Below are 15,160 nucleotides of genomic sequence, written 5' to 3' on the forward strand. Positions count from 1 at the left end.
CCCAGCGGGTCAAGCCAAAAGAAGCCGGGGGCCCAAAGACCCCCACGGCGCCAAGGCCCACCTAGGGCAGATAGGCCAAGGGGTTGCGGGCTACCCCGCCCACCCGCACCTCGAAGTGCAGGTGGGGCCCGGTGGACCAGCCGGTGGAGCCCACGTACCCGATCACCTCCCCGGCCTCCACCCACTGGCCCGCCCGTACGGCGATGCGGGACATGTGGGCGTAGAGGGTCTCCACCCCCCCGCCGTGGTCCAGCACCACGTGAAAGCCGTAGCCCACTGCGCTCCAGCCCGCCACCTCCACCTGCCCCGCCTTGGCGGCCACGATGGGGGTGCCGTAGGAGGCGGCCAGGTCGATCCCCGTGTGGTAGCGCTGGAACGCTCCCCTTTGGCCAAAGTAGGTGGTGATGCGGAAGCCCCCGGCCAGGGGCCAGCGCATGCCCCCCTCCTGGTAGCTCACTCGGCGCACCTGGGGCCGGTTCTGGGCCTGGGCCTGAACCTGTCGGGCCCGCTGCTGCGCCAGGGCTTGCTGGCGCCGCCGCTCTTCCGCCAAGCGCCTAAGCTCTTCTTGGCGGCGGCGCTCCGCCTCGAGGCGGGCTTGGCGCTCCGCCTCCTGCTTGGCTAGAAGGCGCTGGTACGTGGTTTTGGCCTGGATACCGGGCAGGAGGACCAGGTCCCCTGGCTTCAGGTCCAAGGGATCCTTAACCCCGTTGGCCCGGGCCACCGCCACCGGGGAGAGGCCGAAACGGGCCGCCAGGTCCACCAGGGTCTGCCCCTCGGTCAGGGATACCACCAAGCCCTTAGCCTTTCTTGGAATGTAAAGGACGCTCCCCGCCACCAGCCGGTCCAGGCTCTCTAAGGAAGGGTTGGCGGAAACCAGGTCCAGAACGCTTATACCATAACGGCTCGCCACTCCCTGCAGGGTATCCCCCGGGCGCACCCGGTACACCTCCACCCCCGGGGGTACCCGGGGGGGACGGTCCTCCACGGCCACCAAGGGGATAAGCAGCCTTTGCCCCATCTGCAAGCGATCGCTTTGCAGGTTGCTGGACCACATGATGTGCCGGGGATCCACCCCGTAACGAGCGGCAATCCCCGCCAGGGTATCCCCGGGCTTCACCTCATAGACCACCCATCCCTTTTTGACCGCCTGGCCTACCTCCACCGTGTTCTCGGGAAGAGGAAGGGGGCTAAGAGGAGGCAGCTTGGCGAAGGCCAAAGAGGAAACCAAGAGCCATAAACTTCCCCATACTCCCCGCAATACTCACCTCCCAAACCCCGCCAAAACCTCGCGGGGATTATACCAGGACCAGGCGGGGAAAAGGCAAGGGGCAAAAGGCCGTGGGGGGCGGAAAGCCCGCCCCCCAAGGGAAAATCCCGCCTAACGGGCGGCCAAGGACGCCAGAAACTCCTTGTTGTTCTTGGTGCGCCCCAGGCGGGCAAGGAGCATCTCCATGGCCTCCGCCGGGTCCATGTCCGCCAGGACCTTGCGCAGAAGCCACATCTTGTGCACCACCTCCTCGCCCAAGAGGAGCTCCTCCCGACGGGTCCCGGACTTGAGGATGTCGATGGCCGGGAAGATGCGGCGCTCCTCGAGGCGACGGGAAAGGTGGAGCTCCATGTTCCCCGTCCCCTTGAACTCCTCAAAGATCACGTCGTCCATGCGGCTTCCCGTTTCCACTAGGGCCGTAGCCAGGATGGTGAGGCTCCCCCCACCCCGGATGTTGCGGGCTGCCCCCAGGAAGCGCTTGGGGAAGTAGAGGGCGGCGGAGTCCAGACCGCCGGAAAGGGTGCGGCCCGTGGGCGGGGTCACCAGGTTGTTGGCTCGGGCCAGGCGGGTGATGGAATCCAGAAGGATCATTACATGCCCCCCTTCCTCCACGATGCGCTTAGCCCTTTCGTGCACGAACTCCGCCACCCGGATGTGGTTCTGGGGAGGTTCATCAAAGGTGCTGGCGATGACCTCAGCCCCCTGGACGCTTTCCCGGAAGTCCGTGACCTCCTCGGGGCGCTCGTCGATGAGGAGCACGATCACCTTGATGTCGGGCTCGTTTTTCAAGACGGCGTTGGCAATCTTCTTGAGAAGGGTGGTCTTGCCCGCCTTGGGCGGGGCCACGATCAGCCCCCGCTGGCCCCGACCAATGGGAGCCAGCAGGTCGATCACCCGGGTGGAAAGCTCATCGGGGGTGGTTTCCAGCTTGATCTGACGGTCGGGGAACTGGGGGATGAGCTCGTCAAAGCGGGGCCGGTTCTTGGCAGCCTCGGGATCCAGGTCGTTCACCGCCTCCACCTTGAGGAGGGTTCCGTAGCGCTCGTTCTCCCGCGGAGGCCGCACCCGGCCCACGATGTAGTCCCCGCTCCTCAAGGCATACTGCCGGATGAGGCCCGCAGAGACGATGGCCACCCTGGATTCCAGGTTGTACAGGTTCTCGGTGATGAACCCGTACCCATCCGGGCTGATCTCCAAATAACCCTTGACCAGCTGCAAGCCCTCCCCCTGGGTCTGCCTCTCCAGGAGGGCCATGATGAGCTGGTCCTTCTTCATGCGCTTGTAGTTCTCGATCCCCGCCTCCTGGGCCAGCAGGTGGAGCTCCGGAAGGATCTTGGCCGAAAGCTCCTGGTAGGTGAGGGGCGCTTCCTGTTGGGTATCCGCTTTTCTTCTCATGGCTTGACCTTCTCCCAGTCCTCCATAAAGCGTCTAAGGCCTATGTCCGTCAAAGGATGCTTAAGAAGCTGCTTGAAGACCGCATGGGGCATGGTGGCGATGTCCGCCCCCAGAAGGGCGGCCTCCGTCACATGGCGGGGATGGCGGATGGAGGCGGCGATGACCTTGACCGGCAGGTTCTGGACCCGGATTAGCTCCACGATCTCCCGCAAAAGCTCTCCCCCGTCCCAGGAGATATCGTCCACCCGCCCCAAAAAGGGGGAGACATAGCTTGCCCCTGCCCGGGCCGCCAGAAGGGCCTGGTTGGCGGAAAAGATCAGGGTCATGTTGACCTTAACCCCTTCGGCGGCCAGCCGCTTACAGGCCTTCAAGCCCTCCTCGGTGGTAGGCAGCTTGACCACAATCTGAGGGTGGATGGCCGCAAGCCGCCGCCCTTCCGCCACCATGGCCCCTGCCTCCAGCGCGGTCACCTCCGCCGACACAGGTCCCTCCACCACCTCGCATATGGTCCGTAGGTGGGCGAACAAAACCTCCTCCGTTAGCCTCGCTCCGCGGCCCGCATACTCCTTCGCCACCAGGGTAGGGTTGGTGGTCACCCCCGAGAGCACCCCCCAGGCGGCGATCTCCCGTATCTCCTCCAAGTTAGCGGTATCCAAGTACAGCTCCATGGGCGCTCCTTTTGTCAGGAAGAGGACCGGCTTAGCTCGATTCTAGCAGACCCAACCGGGGCGTTGTCAAGGAAAGGGAGGGCTGCTAGCATGGGCTTAGCCGCCAACGGGGGATTTTACCCCAGGGGGCATGAGCTGTAAAGGCGAGGATGGGGAGAGTACCCCTTTCCAATAGCCCCAAGCGAGCCGGGGAGGGTGGAAGCCCGGTGGTGAGGAAAGGCGGGAAGATCACCCCGGAGCCGCGGGAGGAAAGGGGCTAAGGGCCTCGAGTAATGCCCGCCGGGTGCGCCCGTGATCGCGCGGAAATGAGGGCCTGGAGGCTATCTCCAGGAAGCGCGGTGGTACCGCGGAAGCCTTTGCGCTTTCGTCCGCGCCCAAAGGGCGCGGGCGTTTCTTTAAGGGAGGAGCGTATGTTCAAGGAGGTCGGTGAACCCAACTTTCCCAGGCTGGAAGAGGAGGTTCTGGAGTTTTGGAAGCGGGAGAGGATCTTTGAGAAAAGCGTGGAAAACCGTAAAGGCGGGCCCCGCTACACCATTTACGAAGGCCCCCCCACCGCCAACGGCATGCCCCACGTGGGCCATGCCCAGGCCCGAAGCTACAAGGACCTTTTCCCCCGGTACAAGACCATGCGGGGCTACTACGTGCCCCGCCGAGCCGGCTGGGACACCCACGGCCTGCCGGTGGAACTGGAGGTGGAGAAGAAGCTCGGGCTAAAGAGCAAACGGGAGATCGAGGCCTACGGCATCGAGCGCTTCAACCAGGCCTGCCGGGAGTCGGTGTTCACCTACGAGAAGGAGTGGGAGGCCTTTACTGAGCGCATCGCCTACTGGGTGGATCTCAAGAACGCCTACGCCACCCTGGACCCCACGTATGTGGAAAGCATCTGGTGGAGCCTGAAGAACCTCTTCGACCGGGGGCTTCTCTACCGGGACCACAAGGTGGTGCCCTACTGCCCCCGGTGCGGCACCCCCCTTTCCTCTCACGAGCTTTCCTTGGGTTATAAGGAGATCACCGACCCCTCGGTGTACGTGCGCCTTCCCCTTAAGGAGCCGGGGAGGCTGGGCCTGGAAAAGGCTAGCCTCCTCATCTGGACCACCACCCCTTGGACCCTGCCCGGGAACGTGGCCGCGGCGGTGCATCCAGAGTTCACCTACGCCGCCTTCCAGGGGGATGGAGAGGCCCTCATCTTGGAGGAAAGCCTGGGGAAGAAGCTCTTGGGCGAGGAAACCCCCATCCTCAAAACCTTCTCGGGGAAGGAGTTGGAGGGCCTCGCCTACGAGCCCCCCTACCCCCAGGAGGTGGAGCGGGGGTACTTCGCGGTCCTGGCGGACTACGTGAGCCGGGAGGACGGCACGGGCATCGTCCACCAAGCGCCTGCCTTCGGGGCCGAGGACCTGGACACGGCTAGGGCCTACGGCCTTCCCCTCCTCAAGACGGTGGACGAGGAAGGGAAACTCCTGGTGGAGCCCTTTAAGGGGCTCTTCTTCCGCGAGGCCAACCGGGCCATTCTGAAAGACCTCCGCACCCGGGGGCTCCTTTTCAAGGAGGAAAGCTATCTGCACAGCTACCCCCACTGCTGGCGCTGCTCCACCCCCCTCATGTACTACGCCACGGAAACCTGGTTCATCAAAAACACCCTCTTCAAAGAGGAGCTCATCCGCAAGAACCAGGAGATCAACTGGGTCCCACCCCACATCCAGGAAGGACGCTACGGGGAGTGGCTTAGGAACCTGGTGGACTGGGCCCTAAGCCGCAACCGCTACTGGGGCACGCCCCTTCCCATCTGGGTCTGCGGCTCTTGTGGAAAGGAAGAGGCCATCGGCAGCTTCCAGGAGCTGAAGGAAAGGGCCATTCAACCCCTTCCCGAGCCCTTTGATCCCCATCGTCCCTACGTGGACGGGGTGGAACTCCAGTGCACCTGCGGGGGCACCATGCGCCGGGTTCCCTACGTGATCGACGTCTGGTACGACTCCGGGGCCATGCCCTTTGCCTCCTTGCACTACCCCTTCGAGAACGGGGAGGAGTTCAAGGAGGCCTTCCCCGCGGACTTCATTGCGGAAGGCATCGACCAGACCCGGGGCTGGTTCAACTCCCTGCACCAGCTTGGGGTGATGCTCTTCGGCTCCATCGCCTTCAAAAACGTCATCTGCCACGGCCTCATCCTGGACGAAAAGGGCCAGAAGATGAGCAAGTCCAAGGGGAACGTGGTGGACCCCTGGGACATCATCCGGGAGTTTGGGGCGGATGCCCTGAGGTGGTACATCTACATCTCCGCTCCCCCGGAGGCGGACCGCCGCTTCGGACCCAACCTGGTGCGGGAAACGGTGCGGGACTACTTCCTCACCCTCTGGAACGTGTATAGCTTCTTCGTCACCTACGCCAACCTGGACCGGCCGGATCTTAAGAACCTGCCTCCCGTGGAGAAGCGCCCCGAGCTGGACCGCTGGCTTCTTGCCCGGCTCCAGGATCTGATTCAAAGGGTGACGGAGGCCCTCGAGGCCTACGACCCCACCCAAAGCAGCCGCGCCCTCCGGGACTTTGTGGTGGAGGACCTCTCCCAGTGGTACGTGCGCCGGGGCCGGAGGCGCTACTGGAAAAACGAGGACCCCTTAGACCGGGAGTCCGCCTACGCCACCCTGTACCAGGCCCTGGTTACCGTCAGCCAGCTTTCCGCCCCCTTCACCCCCTTCCTGGCCGAGGTGCTTTGGCAGAACCTGGTGCGCTCGGTAAACCCCGAGGCCCCCCTTTCCGTGCACCTTTCCGACTGGCCCGAAGTGGACCCCCATCTGGTGGACGAGGAGCTGGTGGCCAAGATGCGGGCGGTGCTCAAGGTGGTGGACCTGGCCCGCTCCGCCCGGGCTAGAAGCGGGATCAAAACCCGCATCCCCCTTCCCCTTCTCCTCATCACCGCTCCCACCGCCCTCGAGCGGGAGGGCCTGAGGCACTTCGCCCCCGAGATCGCCGAGGAGCTCAACGTGAAGGAAGTGCGGGTCTTGGAACCAGGGGAAGAGGTGCTCCGCTACCGGGTCCTGCCCAACCTGAAGCTCCTCGGCAAGAAGTACGGGAGGCTTCTCCCCAAGATCCGCGAGGCCCTGGAAAGGGAGGCCTCGAGGGTGGCCAGGCTGGTCCTAAGGGGGGAAACCGTGACGCTAACGGCGGAGGGGGAAATCCTGGTCCTCGCCCCGGAGGAGGTGCTCCTCGAGGCCCAGGCCCCCGAGGGGTACCTGGCCTTGGAGAAGGACGGGTACGTGGCTGCCCTGGAGGTGCGGGTCACGGAGGAGCTTAGGCTTGAGGGCCTGGCCCGCGATCTCATCCGCCACCTGCAACAGGCCCGCAAGGAGATGGGCCTCAAGGTTTCCGACCGCATCTGGGTGGGCTACGAGGCGGAAGGCACCTACCTGGAAGCCCTGAAACGGCACGGCCGCTGGATCGCCGGGGAGGTCCTGGCCCTGGAGTTTGCCGAAGGCCTCTTCCCCGGCCACACCGCCCTGCTGGAGGACGAGGAGGGCCGGGTGCGCTTCAGCCTGGAAAGGCTAGGATAGGGCTATGGGCCAGCCCGCCCGGAAGCCCCTCAGCCTCGAGGCCTACCTAAGGCTGGAGGAGAAAAGCCCCATACGGCATCATCTGGTGGAGGGAACCCTATGGGCCATGGCGGGAGCAGGCCGGGCCCACAATCAGATCCTGACCCGGTTGCTCCTAAAGCTGGGGCCCAAGGCCCTAGAGGAAGGGTGCGAGGCCTTTGCGGTGGACCGTAGGCTTAAGGTGTCGGAGGATACCGTCTTTTACCCCGACCTCATGGTGGTGTGCGGTCCCTCCCCTTCCCTTTACGAAGAAGCCCCCTGCCTTTTGGTGGAAATCCTCTCGGAGAGCACGGAGGATCTGGATCGGGGGAAAAAGCTATGGCACTATCTGCGCCTACCCTCGCTGCGGGCGTACCTCCTGGTGGATAGCCGCCGGGTAAGCCTCGAGGCCTACCTTCGGGAAGAAAACAACTGGACCTACCTCCGCCTGGGGCCGGGGGAGGGCCTTCCCCTCCCCTGCCCCACCCTGGAGTTGGCCGTGGACGACCTATATCGGGGCGTGAACCTAGAGGAAGGTTAACGGGTGGTATAGTAGGCCCCGTGCTGGACCCGATGACCCTCCTCGAGCCCTTGGGGCTAGACGCCTTTTACGTGACCCGTCCGGAAAACGTGCGCTACCTATCGGGCTTTCCCCACCCCGAGGACGCCCAGGTCCTGGTCACCCAGGAAGGGGCCTTCCTTCTCACGGATCCCCGCTACCCCGAGGCGGAGCAGGAAAGCCGCATCCCCGCCAAGGTTCTGAAGCGTGAGGAAAAAGAGGAAGCCTTCAAGGCCTTAAGAGGCCGGGTAGGTTTTGAGGCCGAGCACCTTCCCTATGCCGCCCTGGAGGGCCTACGGGAGCTTGCCCCCGCGGAGTGGGTGCCCACCAAGGGGGTCATAGAACGGCTTAGACTCAAAAAGACGCCGGAGGAAGTGGAGAGGATCCGTAAGGCCCAGGCCCTTTCGGAGGAAGCCTTGGCCCATGCCCTTACCCTTCTGAAGCCTGGGGTTTTGGAGTGGGATATCGCCTTGGAAATAGAGTTCTTCCTGAAACGGCGGGGGGCAGGGGTGGCCTTCCCCCCCATCGTGGCCTCGGGGGTGCGGGGAGCCTTACCCCACGCCGGGGCCTCGGAGAAACCCCTAAGGGCGGGGGAGCTCGTCACCTTGGACCTGGGGGCCAAGGTGGCGGGCTACCACTCGGACATGACCCGCACCATAGCCCTGGGAAGGGTGGACGGGGAGCTCAGGCGGGCCTTTGCGGCCACCCTGGCCGCCCTGGAAAGGGTCTTGGAGGCCATAGGCCCAGGCAAGAACACCAAGGAGCTGGACGCCCTGGCCCGGGAGGAGCTGAAGCGCTTTGACCTGGACCGCTACTTCGTCCACTCCCTAGGGCACGGGGTGGGCTTGGCGGTGCACGAGGGGCCCGCCCTCTCCCCGTACCTCGAGGACACCCTGGAGCCCGGCATGGTGGTGACCCTAGAGCCGGGGGTCTACCTGCCCGGGATGGGTGGGGTGCGTATAGAGGAGCTGGTGCTTATCACGGAAACCGGCGTGGAGCTCCTCTCCCGCTTCCCTCGAGGCTGGCAGGAGGTGTAGGTGCGCATTCTGGTCCTTGCCGTTTTCCTGACCACCGCCCTGGCCCAAACCTACACCGTGCAGAAGGGGGACACCCTCTTCCGCATCGCCAAGGCCCACGGCCTCAGCGTGGCCGAACTCAAGCGCCTGAACGGACTCCAAAGCGACCTCATCCGCCCAGGGCAGGTTCTCCGGGTAGCCCCTGGGGAGCCCCTCCGCGATCCCGGGGGAAAGGCCGGGGTGTTCCAAGAGGGCCTGGCGGTCTGGTACGGCCCCGGCTTCCACGGCAGGCGCACGGCCAGCGGGGAACGCTACGACATGCACGCCCTCACCGCCGCCCATCCCTCCCTGCCCTTCGGCACCCGGGTGCGGGTCACCAACCTGAAAAACGGCAAGAGCGTGGTGGTGCGCATCAACGACCGGGGGCCCTTTGGGGGCAAGTACATCATTGACCTCTCCTACGCCGCCGCCAAGGCCATCGGGGCCCTTTCCGCCACCCGGGTACGGGTGGAAATTGTGGAGGAGGAATAGCATGGTGCGCTACGGCTTCCACCTCTCCATCGCCGGGAAAAAAGGCGTGGCCGGGGCCGTGGAGGAAGCCCAGGCCCTGGGCCTTTCCGCCTTCCAGATCTTCGCCAAAAGCCCCCGAACCTGGAAAACCCGAGCCCTCTCCCCAAGCGAGGTGGAAGCCTTCCGGGCCCTCCGGGAGATGGCCGGGGAGCTTCCCGGGGTTATCCATGCCTCCTACCTGGTGAACCTGGGGGCGGAAGGGGAGCTTTGGGAAAAGAGCGTGATGAGCCTGGCGGACGACCTGGAAAAGGCCCGCCTCCTGGGCCTGGAATACGTGGTGGTCCATCCCGGCTCCGGAAGCCCCGAGCGGGTGAAGGAGGGGCTCATGAAGGCCCTTCGCCTCGCCGGGGTGTGGGATAGGCCCCAGCTTCTGGTGGAGAACACCGCTGGGGGCGGGGAGAAGGTGGGGGTGCGGTTTGAGGAGCTGGCCTGGCTCATAGAGAACACGCCCTTGGGGATCTGCCTGGACACCTGCCATGCCTACGCCGCGGGCTACGACGTGAAAGGGGCTCCGGAAGCCGTTCTCTCCGAGCTAGACCGCACCGTGGGCCTCGAGCGGGTGCCCGTGGTGCACCTGAACGACTCCCTAGGGGGCTTAGCCAGCCGCATAGACCACCATGCCCATCTTCTCCAGGGCCAGATCGGGGAAGGGCTTAAAAGCGTGCTCCTGGACCCCCGCTTAAAGAACAGGGTCTTCATCTTGGAAACCCCAAGAAGCCCCGAGGAGGACGCCTGGAACCTGAAGGTCCTGCGCAGCTGGCTAGAGGAGGCCCCCACCCAAAAAAAGGCGTAAAGCGGAAACGATCATCACCAAAAGCCCCAGCTTAAAGGCTCGCTCCTCTCCGGCTAGCACCCCAAGCCCGGCGGCCAGAAGGGCGAGGGGCAGGACCACCCAGTTAAGCCAGCCCAAGAGGGGCAGAAGGGCAGGAAGGAGAAGAAGGAGGGCAAGCACGGCCAGCACCAGGCTCAGGATGCGCATGGCCCCAGTCTAGCCGAAGAAAAAGCCAAAAAACACCCGCCGGGCCAACCGCAACACCTCCTGAATAGGTCCCCGAAGCACCGTGAGGATGAGGAGGAAGGAAAGCCAGGCGTACTGCTCCAGGCGCCAAAGAAGGGGTTGCCAGGAAAGGGGTAGGAGGCTTTGCAGGATCTTGGAGCCGTCCAAGGGGGGGATGGGCAGAAGGTTGAAGACCGCCAGGACCAGGTTGACGGAGCTGGCGAAGAAGGCGGCGAGCGCCAGCAGGCCTAAAGGCGTCTGCCCCTCTCCCCTAAGGGTCAGCACCACCCCCAAGGGGTCTAGGGCGTAGAGCCCCCGCACCAAGAGGGCGAAGAGCACGGCCAAAACCAGGTTGATGGCAATCCCCGCGATGGAGACCACGAAAAGCCCCAACCGGTAGCGGCGGAAGGCCGGGGGATAGATGGGCACGGGTTTGGCCCAGCCGAAGCCCACGAAGAGGAGGAGCACCGTGCCCAAGGGGTCCAGGTGCTTTAAGGGGTTCAAAGTAAGGCGGCCCGCCCGCTTGGCGGTGGGGTCCCCGAAGAGGTAAGCGGCATAGGCATGGCCCAGCTCGTGAAGGACCAAACTGAAGACCAGGACCGAAAACGTCAGGAGGAAGGCCAAAGGGTCCCGTTGCAGGAGAGGGATCATAGGCCGATAGCCCGGTACAAGGCAGCGAGGAGCCCGGCCAGCCCCTGGACCACGGCCCCCGTCACGCCGGTATAGGAGAGAACCAGGAAGATGAGGAGGAAGCCCAGGGGCCCGTAGGCCGCCAGCTGGTCCAAAAAGCGCCGGGCCTCATACCCGCCCACCGCGTAAAGGGCCTTGGCCCCATCCAGGGGCGGTACGGGAAAGAGGTAAATGGCCGCATGGAGGAGCATGAGGCGCTGGGCCACCAGCAACCCCTCCCCGAAGGGGTAGGGCAGGAAGCGGGCCAAGAGGCCGTAGAGGAAAGCGGCGGCGAAGAAGCCTAGAGGCCCCATGAGGGCCACCGCGGCCCCCTTGCGCCCCGGGAGGCCAGTGGGCACAGACCGGGGCCACCCGAAGCCCAGGAGAACCAGGAAGACCAGGCCCAAGGGCTCGAGGTGGGCCCGAAGGTCCAGGGAAAGGAAACCGTAGCGCCGGGGGGCCGTCTCCCCGTACCGGTCTGCCAGGTAGGCTTGGAAAAGGTTGTGGATCACGAGGCCAAAAACGGCAAAAGCGAAGACCACCAGGAAGACCGGGGGGTCATTGAGGTACGGAAACAGACCCATCGCCTATCAGTCTACGGGCTAAGGCCAGCTCCTCCTCAAAGGTCCTCACCTCGCCTCGAGCCCGGGCCTCAGCCACCTGGCGCAGGATCTCCCCCACCCTGGGACCCGGCTTAAGGCCCAGTTGCAAAAGATCCCGCCCCATGAGGACCCGCCTCTTTTCCGTAAGCCACCCCTCCTTTTCGGGAAATAGAGCCAGAAAAACGCCACGCAAGGGCTCTTTTCCCAAAGCCTCCTTGTCCGCCTCTTCCCAGGAGCCTTTGAGAAGCAGGGCCAAAGCCTCCTGCAACCTCCTGGGAAGCCCCAGGAACAAGGCCCTTTCTAGAGGACTTTCCTGGAAGTAAAGGAGAAGGAGGAGGCGGGTTTCCACCCTCGCCCGCCCAGGGGGCAACCCTTCCTCTTCCAGGGGCCCCCACTTAAGCCGTAGGAAGGGGTCCTTGGGGGGAAGCTTTAGCCCGTAAAGGGGGCCCAAGGCCCCGAGCTCCTCCAAAAGGGAAAGGGCTTCCAGGAAGGTGTCCTCCTCCAGGGTCAAGAAAAGCTCGTCGCGGAGGCGGCTTTTGCTGGCACCCTTGAGGACCTCGGGAAGAAGGGCTGGAGGCAAGGCTTTTAGGGCCTCCTCGGAAAAGCGGAAGGCCAACCGGGCGGCCAAGCGCGCCCCTCGGACGATGCGGCTAGGGTCCTCCACGAAGGAGAGGGGGTGAAGGGGACGGAGTAGGCGGGCCTTGAGATCCTCGAGGCCCCCATAGGGATCCAAAAGCTCTAGAGTAGCCAGGGACAGGGCCATGGCGTTCACCGTGTAATCCCGCCTCTCCAGGTCCTTGGCGATGGGGGCCGGACGCACCTGGGGTAAGGCGCCGGGATAGGGGTAGACCTCCTCCCGGCTTTCCGCCAGGTCCACGGTAAGGCCGAAACTCAGGTGCACCCGGGCGGTGCCGAAGGCATAGTGGAGGCCAAAGCTGCCCCCGAAGCGCTCCACCAAAAAGCGGGCCACCTCCCCCACCCTGACCCCCGGTTCGAGAACCAGGTCCAGGTCGGGGCCCGACCGGTCCAAAAGGGCATCCCGCACCGCTCCCCCCACCAGGTAGATCCCTTGCGGGAACGCCTCCCTAAGGGCCAGAACCACCCGCCTGGCCCCTTCCGGCAAGGCTTCCAAGATCCGCTCCCCCAAGGGCTTCTCCAAAGCGGGCTTCTTGCGGTAGAGGTCGGTACGGGTGAAGATTCCAAGAAGCTTAACACCCTCCCCCAACCTCTCCCCCACCAGGACCCTTCCCCCTCCCGCCTTCAAGTGGGGCTCCACCTCGGAAAGGGGGGTCTCCGGGGGAAGGATAAGGGCCCGGGCCAAAAAGCCCTCCACGGGATGTTCCGCCAGGCCGAGCCTTTCCGCCTTCCTGAGATCCCTTCTCCGGGCCAGGCCCAAGACCCGCACCCTTCCCCCCTCCAGGGGCTCCACCACCGGCATGGCCCCGTACCCCCGCTCCTCCAGGATCCGCAAGGCTTCCCGCACGGTGGTGGAGCGCAGGGTTTCCACGGGCGCGGACATGACCTCGGCTAGGGTGGGCTCGGGTTCCAGGTACTGGGGAAGGCTTTCCAGAAGGCGCCGCACCGCGTTGCGCACCCCCCGCACCCGGGCAAAGGCCGCCCGGGGGTGCCCCCCGCCTCCCACCTGGGAAAGCCAGCGGCCCACATCCAACCGCTCCCGGCTCCGGGCGATGAGGAGGACCTCCCGGGAAAGCCGGAGCACCAGCAACACCCCATGGGCCTCGTGCAGGTCCAAAAGAGCATGGGCGAGGGGGGCCAAGGCCGGCACATAGCCCTCCTCCTGAGCCCGGGCGAGGAGGAGCCGAAACCCCTGCCGTTCCACCACCTTGGCGGTGCGGACAAGGCTTTTCAGGACCTCGCGGGCCTCCTCCCCCAACTGGGGTCGCACCCACTGCCGCACCCGGGGGATCTCCGCCCCTTGTTGGGCCAAAAAGTGGGCGGCCTCGAGGTCCTGGGGCGTGGTGGAGGGAAAACTGAACCCCCCGGTATCCTCCCAGATCCCCGCATAGGCCAAGGTGGCCTCCAAGGGCGTGAGGACAAGGCCCCGCTCCCGGATCAGGGGAACCAGGAGGCTCACCGTGGCCCCCACCTGGGCCACCCTCCCCCCCACCGCAGGCACGTCCCCCGGGGCCCGGGGGTGGTGGTCATAGACCAAAAAGGGCACCCGGCCCACCAAGGCCCTGAAAGGGCCGATGCGCTCGGGACGGGCGTTGTCCACCAGGACCACCTCGGTCACCTTTTCCACGGGGATCTCCGCGGCCGGGACCAGGTCCAGCCGGTCCTCCAAAAGGGGGGCGATCTCCTTTAGGGGCCCCTCGAGGCCCCCAATCAAGGCCAGAACACTTCCCGGAAAGAGCCTTCCCGCCAGGACCATGGAGCCCAGGGCGTCAAAGTCCAGGTTCTCGTGGGCCACCACCACCCGCACACCTTCAGCTTACTTGACGATAAAAACGGGCCTTGTTAAACTCAGGCTTGGCACTTGGAGAGGTGCCCGAGTGGCTGAAGGGACACGACTGGAAATCGTGTAGGCGGGCTTAAACCTGCCTCGCGGGTTCGAATCCCGCCCTCTCCGCCAAAAATCCCCTGCCCTTCAGGGCAGGGGATCGTCTACTTGAATCACCCGCCCCTTCCTCCTGGCCTCCTCCGCCAGGAAGGTGAGCCGGTGGGCCTGCACCGCCTCGGCAAAGGGCTCCAAAAGGCCCTCATCCCCCTTGGCCACCGCCTCCAAAAAGGCCCGGGTAAGCCCCAGGTCCCCGCCCCCGTGCCCCGTGCGGATGGAACCCTCCCGCTCCGTCTCCAGGTCAAAAACCCTCTCCCCCTCCCCAAACCGGTAGACCCGCAGGTACCGCCCATCCCCAAACAGCTCCCCCTCCGTACCAAAAATGCGCGTCTCGCGAAACCGCATCCGGCTTAAGCCCTCCGCGTGCAGGCTGGCCGTGCGCCCGTCCCGGTATTCCAGCATCACCACCTGGTGGTCCATAACGTCGTTCCGCCCCAGGTACACGCACTCCCCGTAGGGACCCTCCGCCAACGCCTTCTCCAGGTTCTCCCAGGTCACCGGGTAGGCCACCACGTCCAAGGGCCAGCCCCGTTCCCCCCTTTGGTAGGCCTCCAGGTAAATTCGCTTGGCCGAAAAAGGACAGGCCCGCTCCACCTCCTCCGGGCAGAGGAGGCAGCGGTCGGCCGCCCCCTTGGGCCTCCGCTCGGGGCGGAAGTGGTAAAGCCCCCCGAAGGAGGCCACCCGGCTCACCTCCCCAGGCATCACGAAAAGCAGCCAGTCCAGGTCGTGGACGCTCTTGGCCAGGAGGAAGGGGCTGGACTCCGCTTCTCTTCGCCAGTTTCCCCGCACGAAGCTGTGGGCGTAGTGCCAGTGGCCCACAGGTTCCAGGTGTTGCACGGAAACAGGCTCGCCAATGGCGCCCTCCTGCAGGAGCCCCTTCAGGGCCCGGGCATAGGGGGTATACCGGAGCACATGGGCCACCGCCACCATCCGTCCGGTGCGCGCCTTGGCCTGGGCTACCTCCCATACCTCCTCCCAGGTGGGGGCGATGGGCTTCTCCAAAAGGAGGTGGTAGCCCTTCTCCATCAGGGCCACCGCTGCCTCGGCGTGGAACCAACCCATCCCACAAGCCCTCGAGGAGCAGTAAAAACCACCCCCCGGCCATGCTACCGGGGGGTAAAGCATTGTGTCCTGGACTTGGTGGAGCGGAGGGGATTTGAACCCCTGACCTCCCGCTTGCAAGGCGGGTGCTCTCCCTCTGAGCTACCGCCCCAAGCCTAGGGGAGTATAGCCCAAAAGGGGGGGTTACGCAAAGGCCCTCTTCCCCCTATAATCGGAG

13 protein-coding genes, 2 tRNA genes and 1 other annotated feature are annotated in these 15,160 nt (G+C 65.0%); of the genes, 6 read left to right on the top strand and 9 right to left on the bottom strand.

What is annotated here, in order from left to right:
• Positions 1-61: 61 nt before the first annotated feature.
• The 3 genes from C2847_RS06445 to fsa form a co-directional block, all read right to left on the bottom strand.
• On the bottom strand, positions 62-1,258 hold the full coding sequence (locus C2847_RS06445) for a LysM peptidoglycan-binding domain-containing M23 family metallopeptidase (protein WP_105317620.1): 1,197 nt from the start codon (positions 1,256-1,258) through the stop codon (positions 62-64).
• A gap of 120 nt (positions 1,259-1,378) precedes the next feature.
• Positions 1,379-2,662: a transcription termination factor Rho gene (gene rho, locus C2847_RS06450; RefSeq protein WP_015717442.1), complete on the bottom strand. Its 1,284-nt coding sequence runs from the start codon at positions 2,660-2,662 to the stop codon at positions 1,379-1,381.
• Positions 2,659-3,330: a fructose-6-phosphate aldolase gene (fsa, locus tag C2847_RS06455; protein WP_105317621.1), complete on the bottom strand. Its 672-nt coding sequence runs from the start codon at positions 3,328-3,330 to the stop codon at positions 2,659-2,661. Before fsa ends, rho begins: the two co-directional genes overlap by 4 nt.
• Positions 3,331-3,467: 137 nt before the next feature.
• Positions 3,468-3,705, top strand: a binding site (T-box leader).
• Positions 3,706-3,740: 35 nt separating this feature from the next.
• Between fsa and ileS the strand changes: the two genes are divergently transcribed.
• From ileS to nfo, 5 genes are read left to right on the top strand one after another with little or no spacing between them, the layout of a single operon-like run.
• Entirely contained in the window at positions 3,741-6,872 is a 3,132-nt protein-coding gene (gene ileS, locus C2847_RS06460) for an isoleucine--tRNA ligase (protein WP_105317622.1), read from the top strand.
• Between the two features lie 4 nt (positions 6,873-6,876).
• A complete protein-coding gene (locus C2847_RS06465) occupies positions 6,877-7,431 on the top strand; it encodes a Uma2 family endonuclease (RefSeq protein WP_105317623.1) in 555 nt (184 codons plus the stop codon).
• 23 nt (positions 7,432-7,454) lie between these two features.
• Positions 7,455-8,486 carry a M24 family metallopeptidase gene (locus C2847_RS06470; RefSeq protein WP_105317668.1) on the top strand — a complete coding sequence of 344 codons (1,032 nt, stop codon included), beginning with the start codon at positions 7,455-7,457 and terminating at the stop codon, positions 8,484-8,486.
• Positions 8,487-8,996: a septal ring lytic transglycosylase RlpA family protein gene (locus tag C2847_RS06475; RefSeq protein WP_105317624.1), complete on the top strand. Its 510-nt coding sequence runs from the start codon at positions 8,487-8,489 to the stop codon at positions 8,994-8,996.
• Between the two features lies 1 nt (position 8,997).
• Positions 8,998-9,828 carry an endonuclease IV gene (gene nfo / locus C2847_RS06480; RefSeq protein WP_105317625.1) on the top strand — a complete coding sequence of 277 codons (831 nt, stop codon included), beginning with the start codon at positions 8,998-9,000 and terminating at the stop codon, positions 9,826-9,828.
• Here nfo and C2847_RS06485 read toward each other — a convergent pair.
• From C2847_RS06485 to C2847_RS06500, 4 genes are read right to left on the bottom strand one after another with little or no spacing between them, the layout of a single operon-like run.
• Positions 9,796-10,014 (bottom strand): hypothetical protein, encoded by a 219-nt coding sequence (locus C2847_RS06485; RefSeq protein ID WP_105317626.1) that lies wholly within the window; start codon positions 10,012-10,014, stop codon positions 9,796-9,798. The genes nfo and C2847_RS06485 overlap by 33 nt on opposite strands.
• Positions 10,015-10,023: 9 nt before the next feature.
• Positions 10,024-10,683 carry a site-2 protease family protein gene (locus C2847_RS06490; RefSeq protein WP_105317627.1) on the bottom strand — a complete coding sequence of 220 codons (660 nt, stop codon included), beginning with the start codon at positions 10,681-10,683 and terminating at the stop codon, positions 10,024-10,026.
• On the bottom strand, positions 10,680-11,285 hold the full coding sequence (locus C2847_RS06495; protein ID WP_105317628.1) for a zinc metalloprotease: 606 nt from the start codon (positions 11,283-11,285) through the stop codon (positions 10,680-10,682). Before C2847_RS06495 ends, C2847_RS06490 begins: the two co-directional genes overlap by 4 nt.
• The gene (locus C2847_RS06500) at positions 11,260-13,746 is read right to left on the bottom strand and encodes a CBS domain-containing protein (protein ID WP_105317629.1); all 2,487 of its coding nucleotides are present in this window, start codon (positions 13,744-13,746) and stop codon (positions 11,260-11,262) included. Before C2847_RS06500 ends, C2847_RS06495 begins: the two co-directional genes overlap by 26 nt.
• Positions 13,747-13,802: 56 nt before the next feature.
• On the opposite strand from C2847_RS06500, the gene C2847_RS06505 reads away from it, so the two are divergent.
• Positions 13,803-13,896: transfer RNA gene (locus C2847_RS06505), tRNA-Ser, on the top strand.
• 15 nt (positions 13,897-13,911) lie between these two features.
• Here C2847_RS06505 and C2847_RS06510 read toward each other — a convergent pair.
• Positions 13,912-14,943, bottom strand: coding sequence for a Gfo/Idh/MocA family protein (locus C2847_RS06510; RefSeq protein ID WP_164835658.1), 1,032 nt, complete (start codon positions 14,941-14,943; stop codon positions 13,912-13,914).
• 76 nt (positions 14,944-15,019) lie between these two features.
• A tRNA-Ala gene (locus C2847_RS06515) sits at positions 15,020-15,094 on the bottom strand.
• Positions 15,095-15,160: the final 66 nt, after the last annotated feature.

The sequence above is a fragment of the Thermus tenuipuniceus genome (assembly GCF_002964845.1).
Classification (GTDB): Bacteria; Deinococcota; Deinococci; order Deinococcales; family Thermaceae; genus Thermus; species Thermus tenuipuniceus.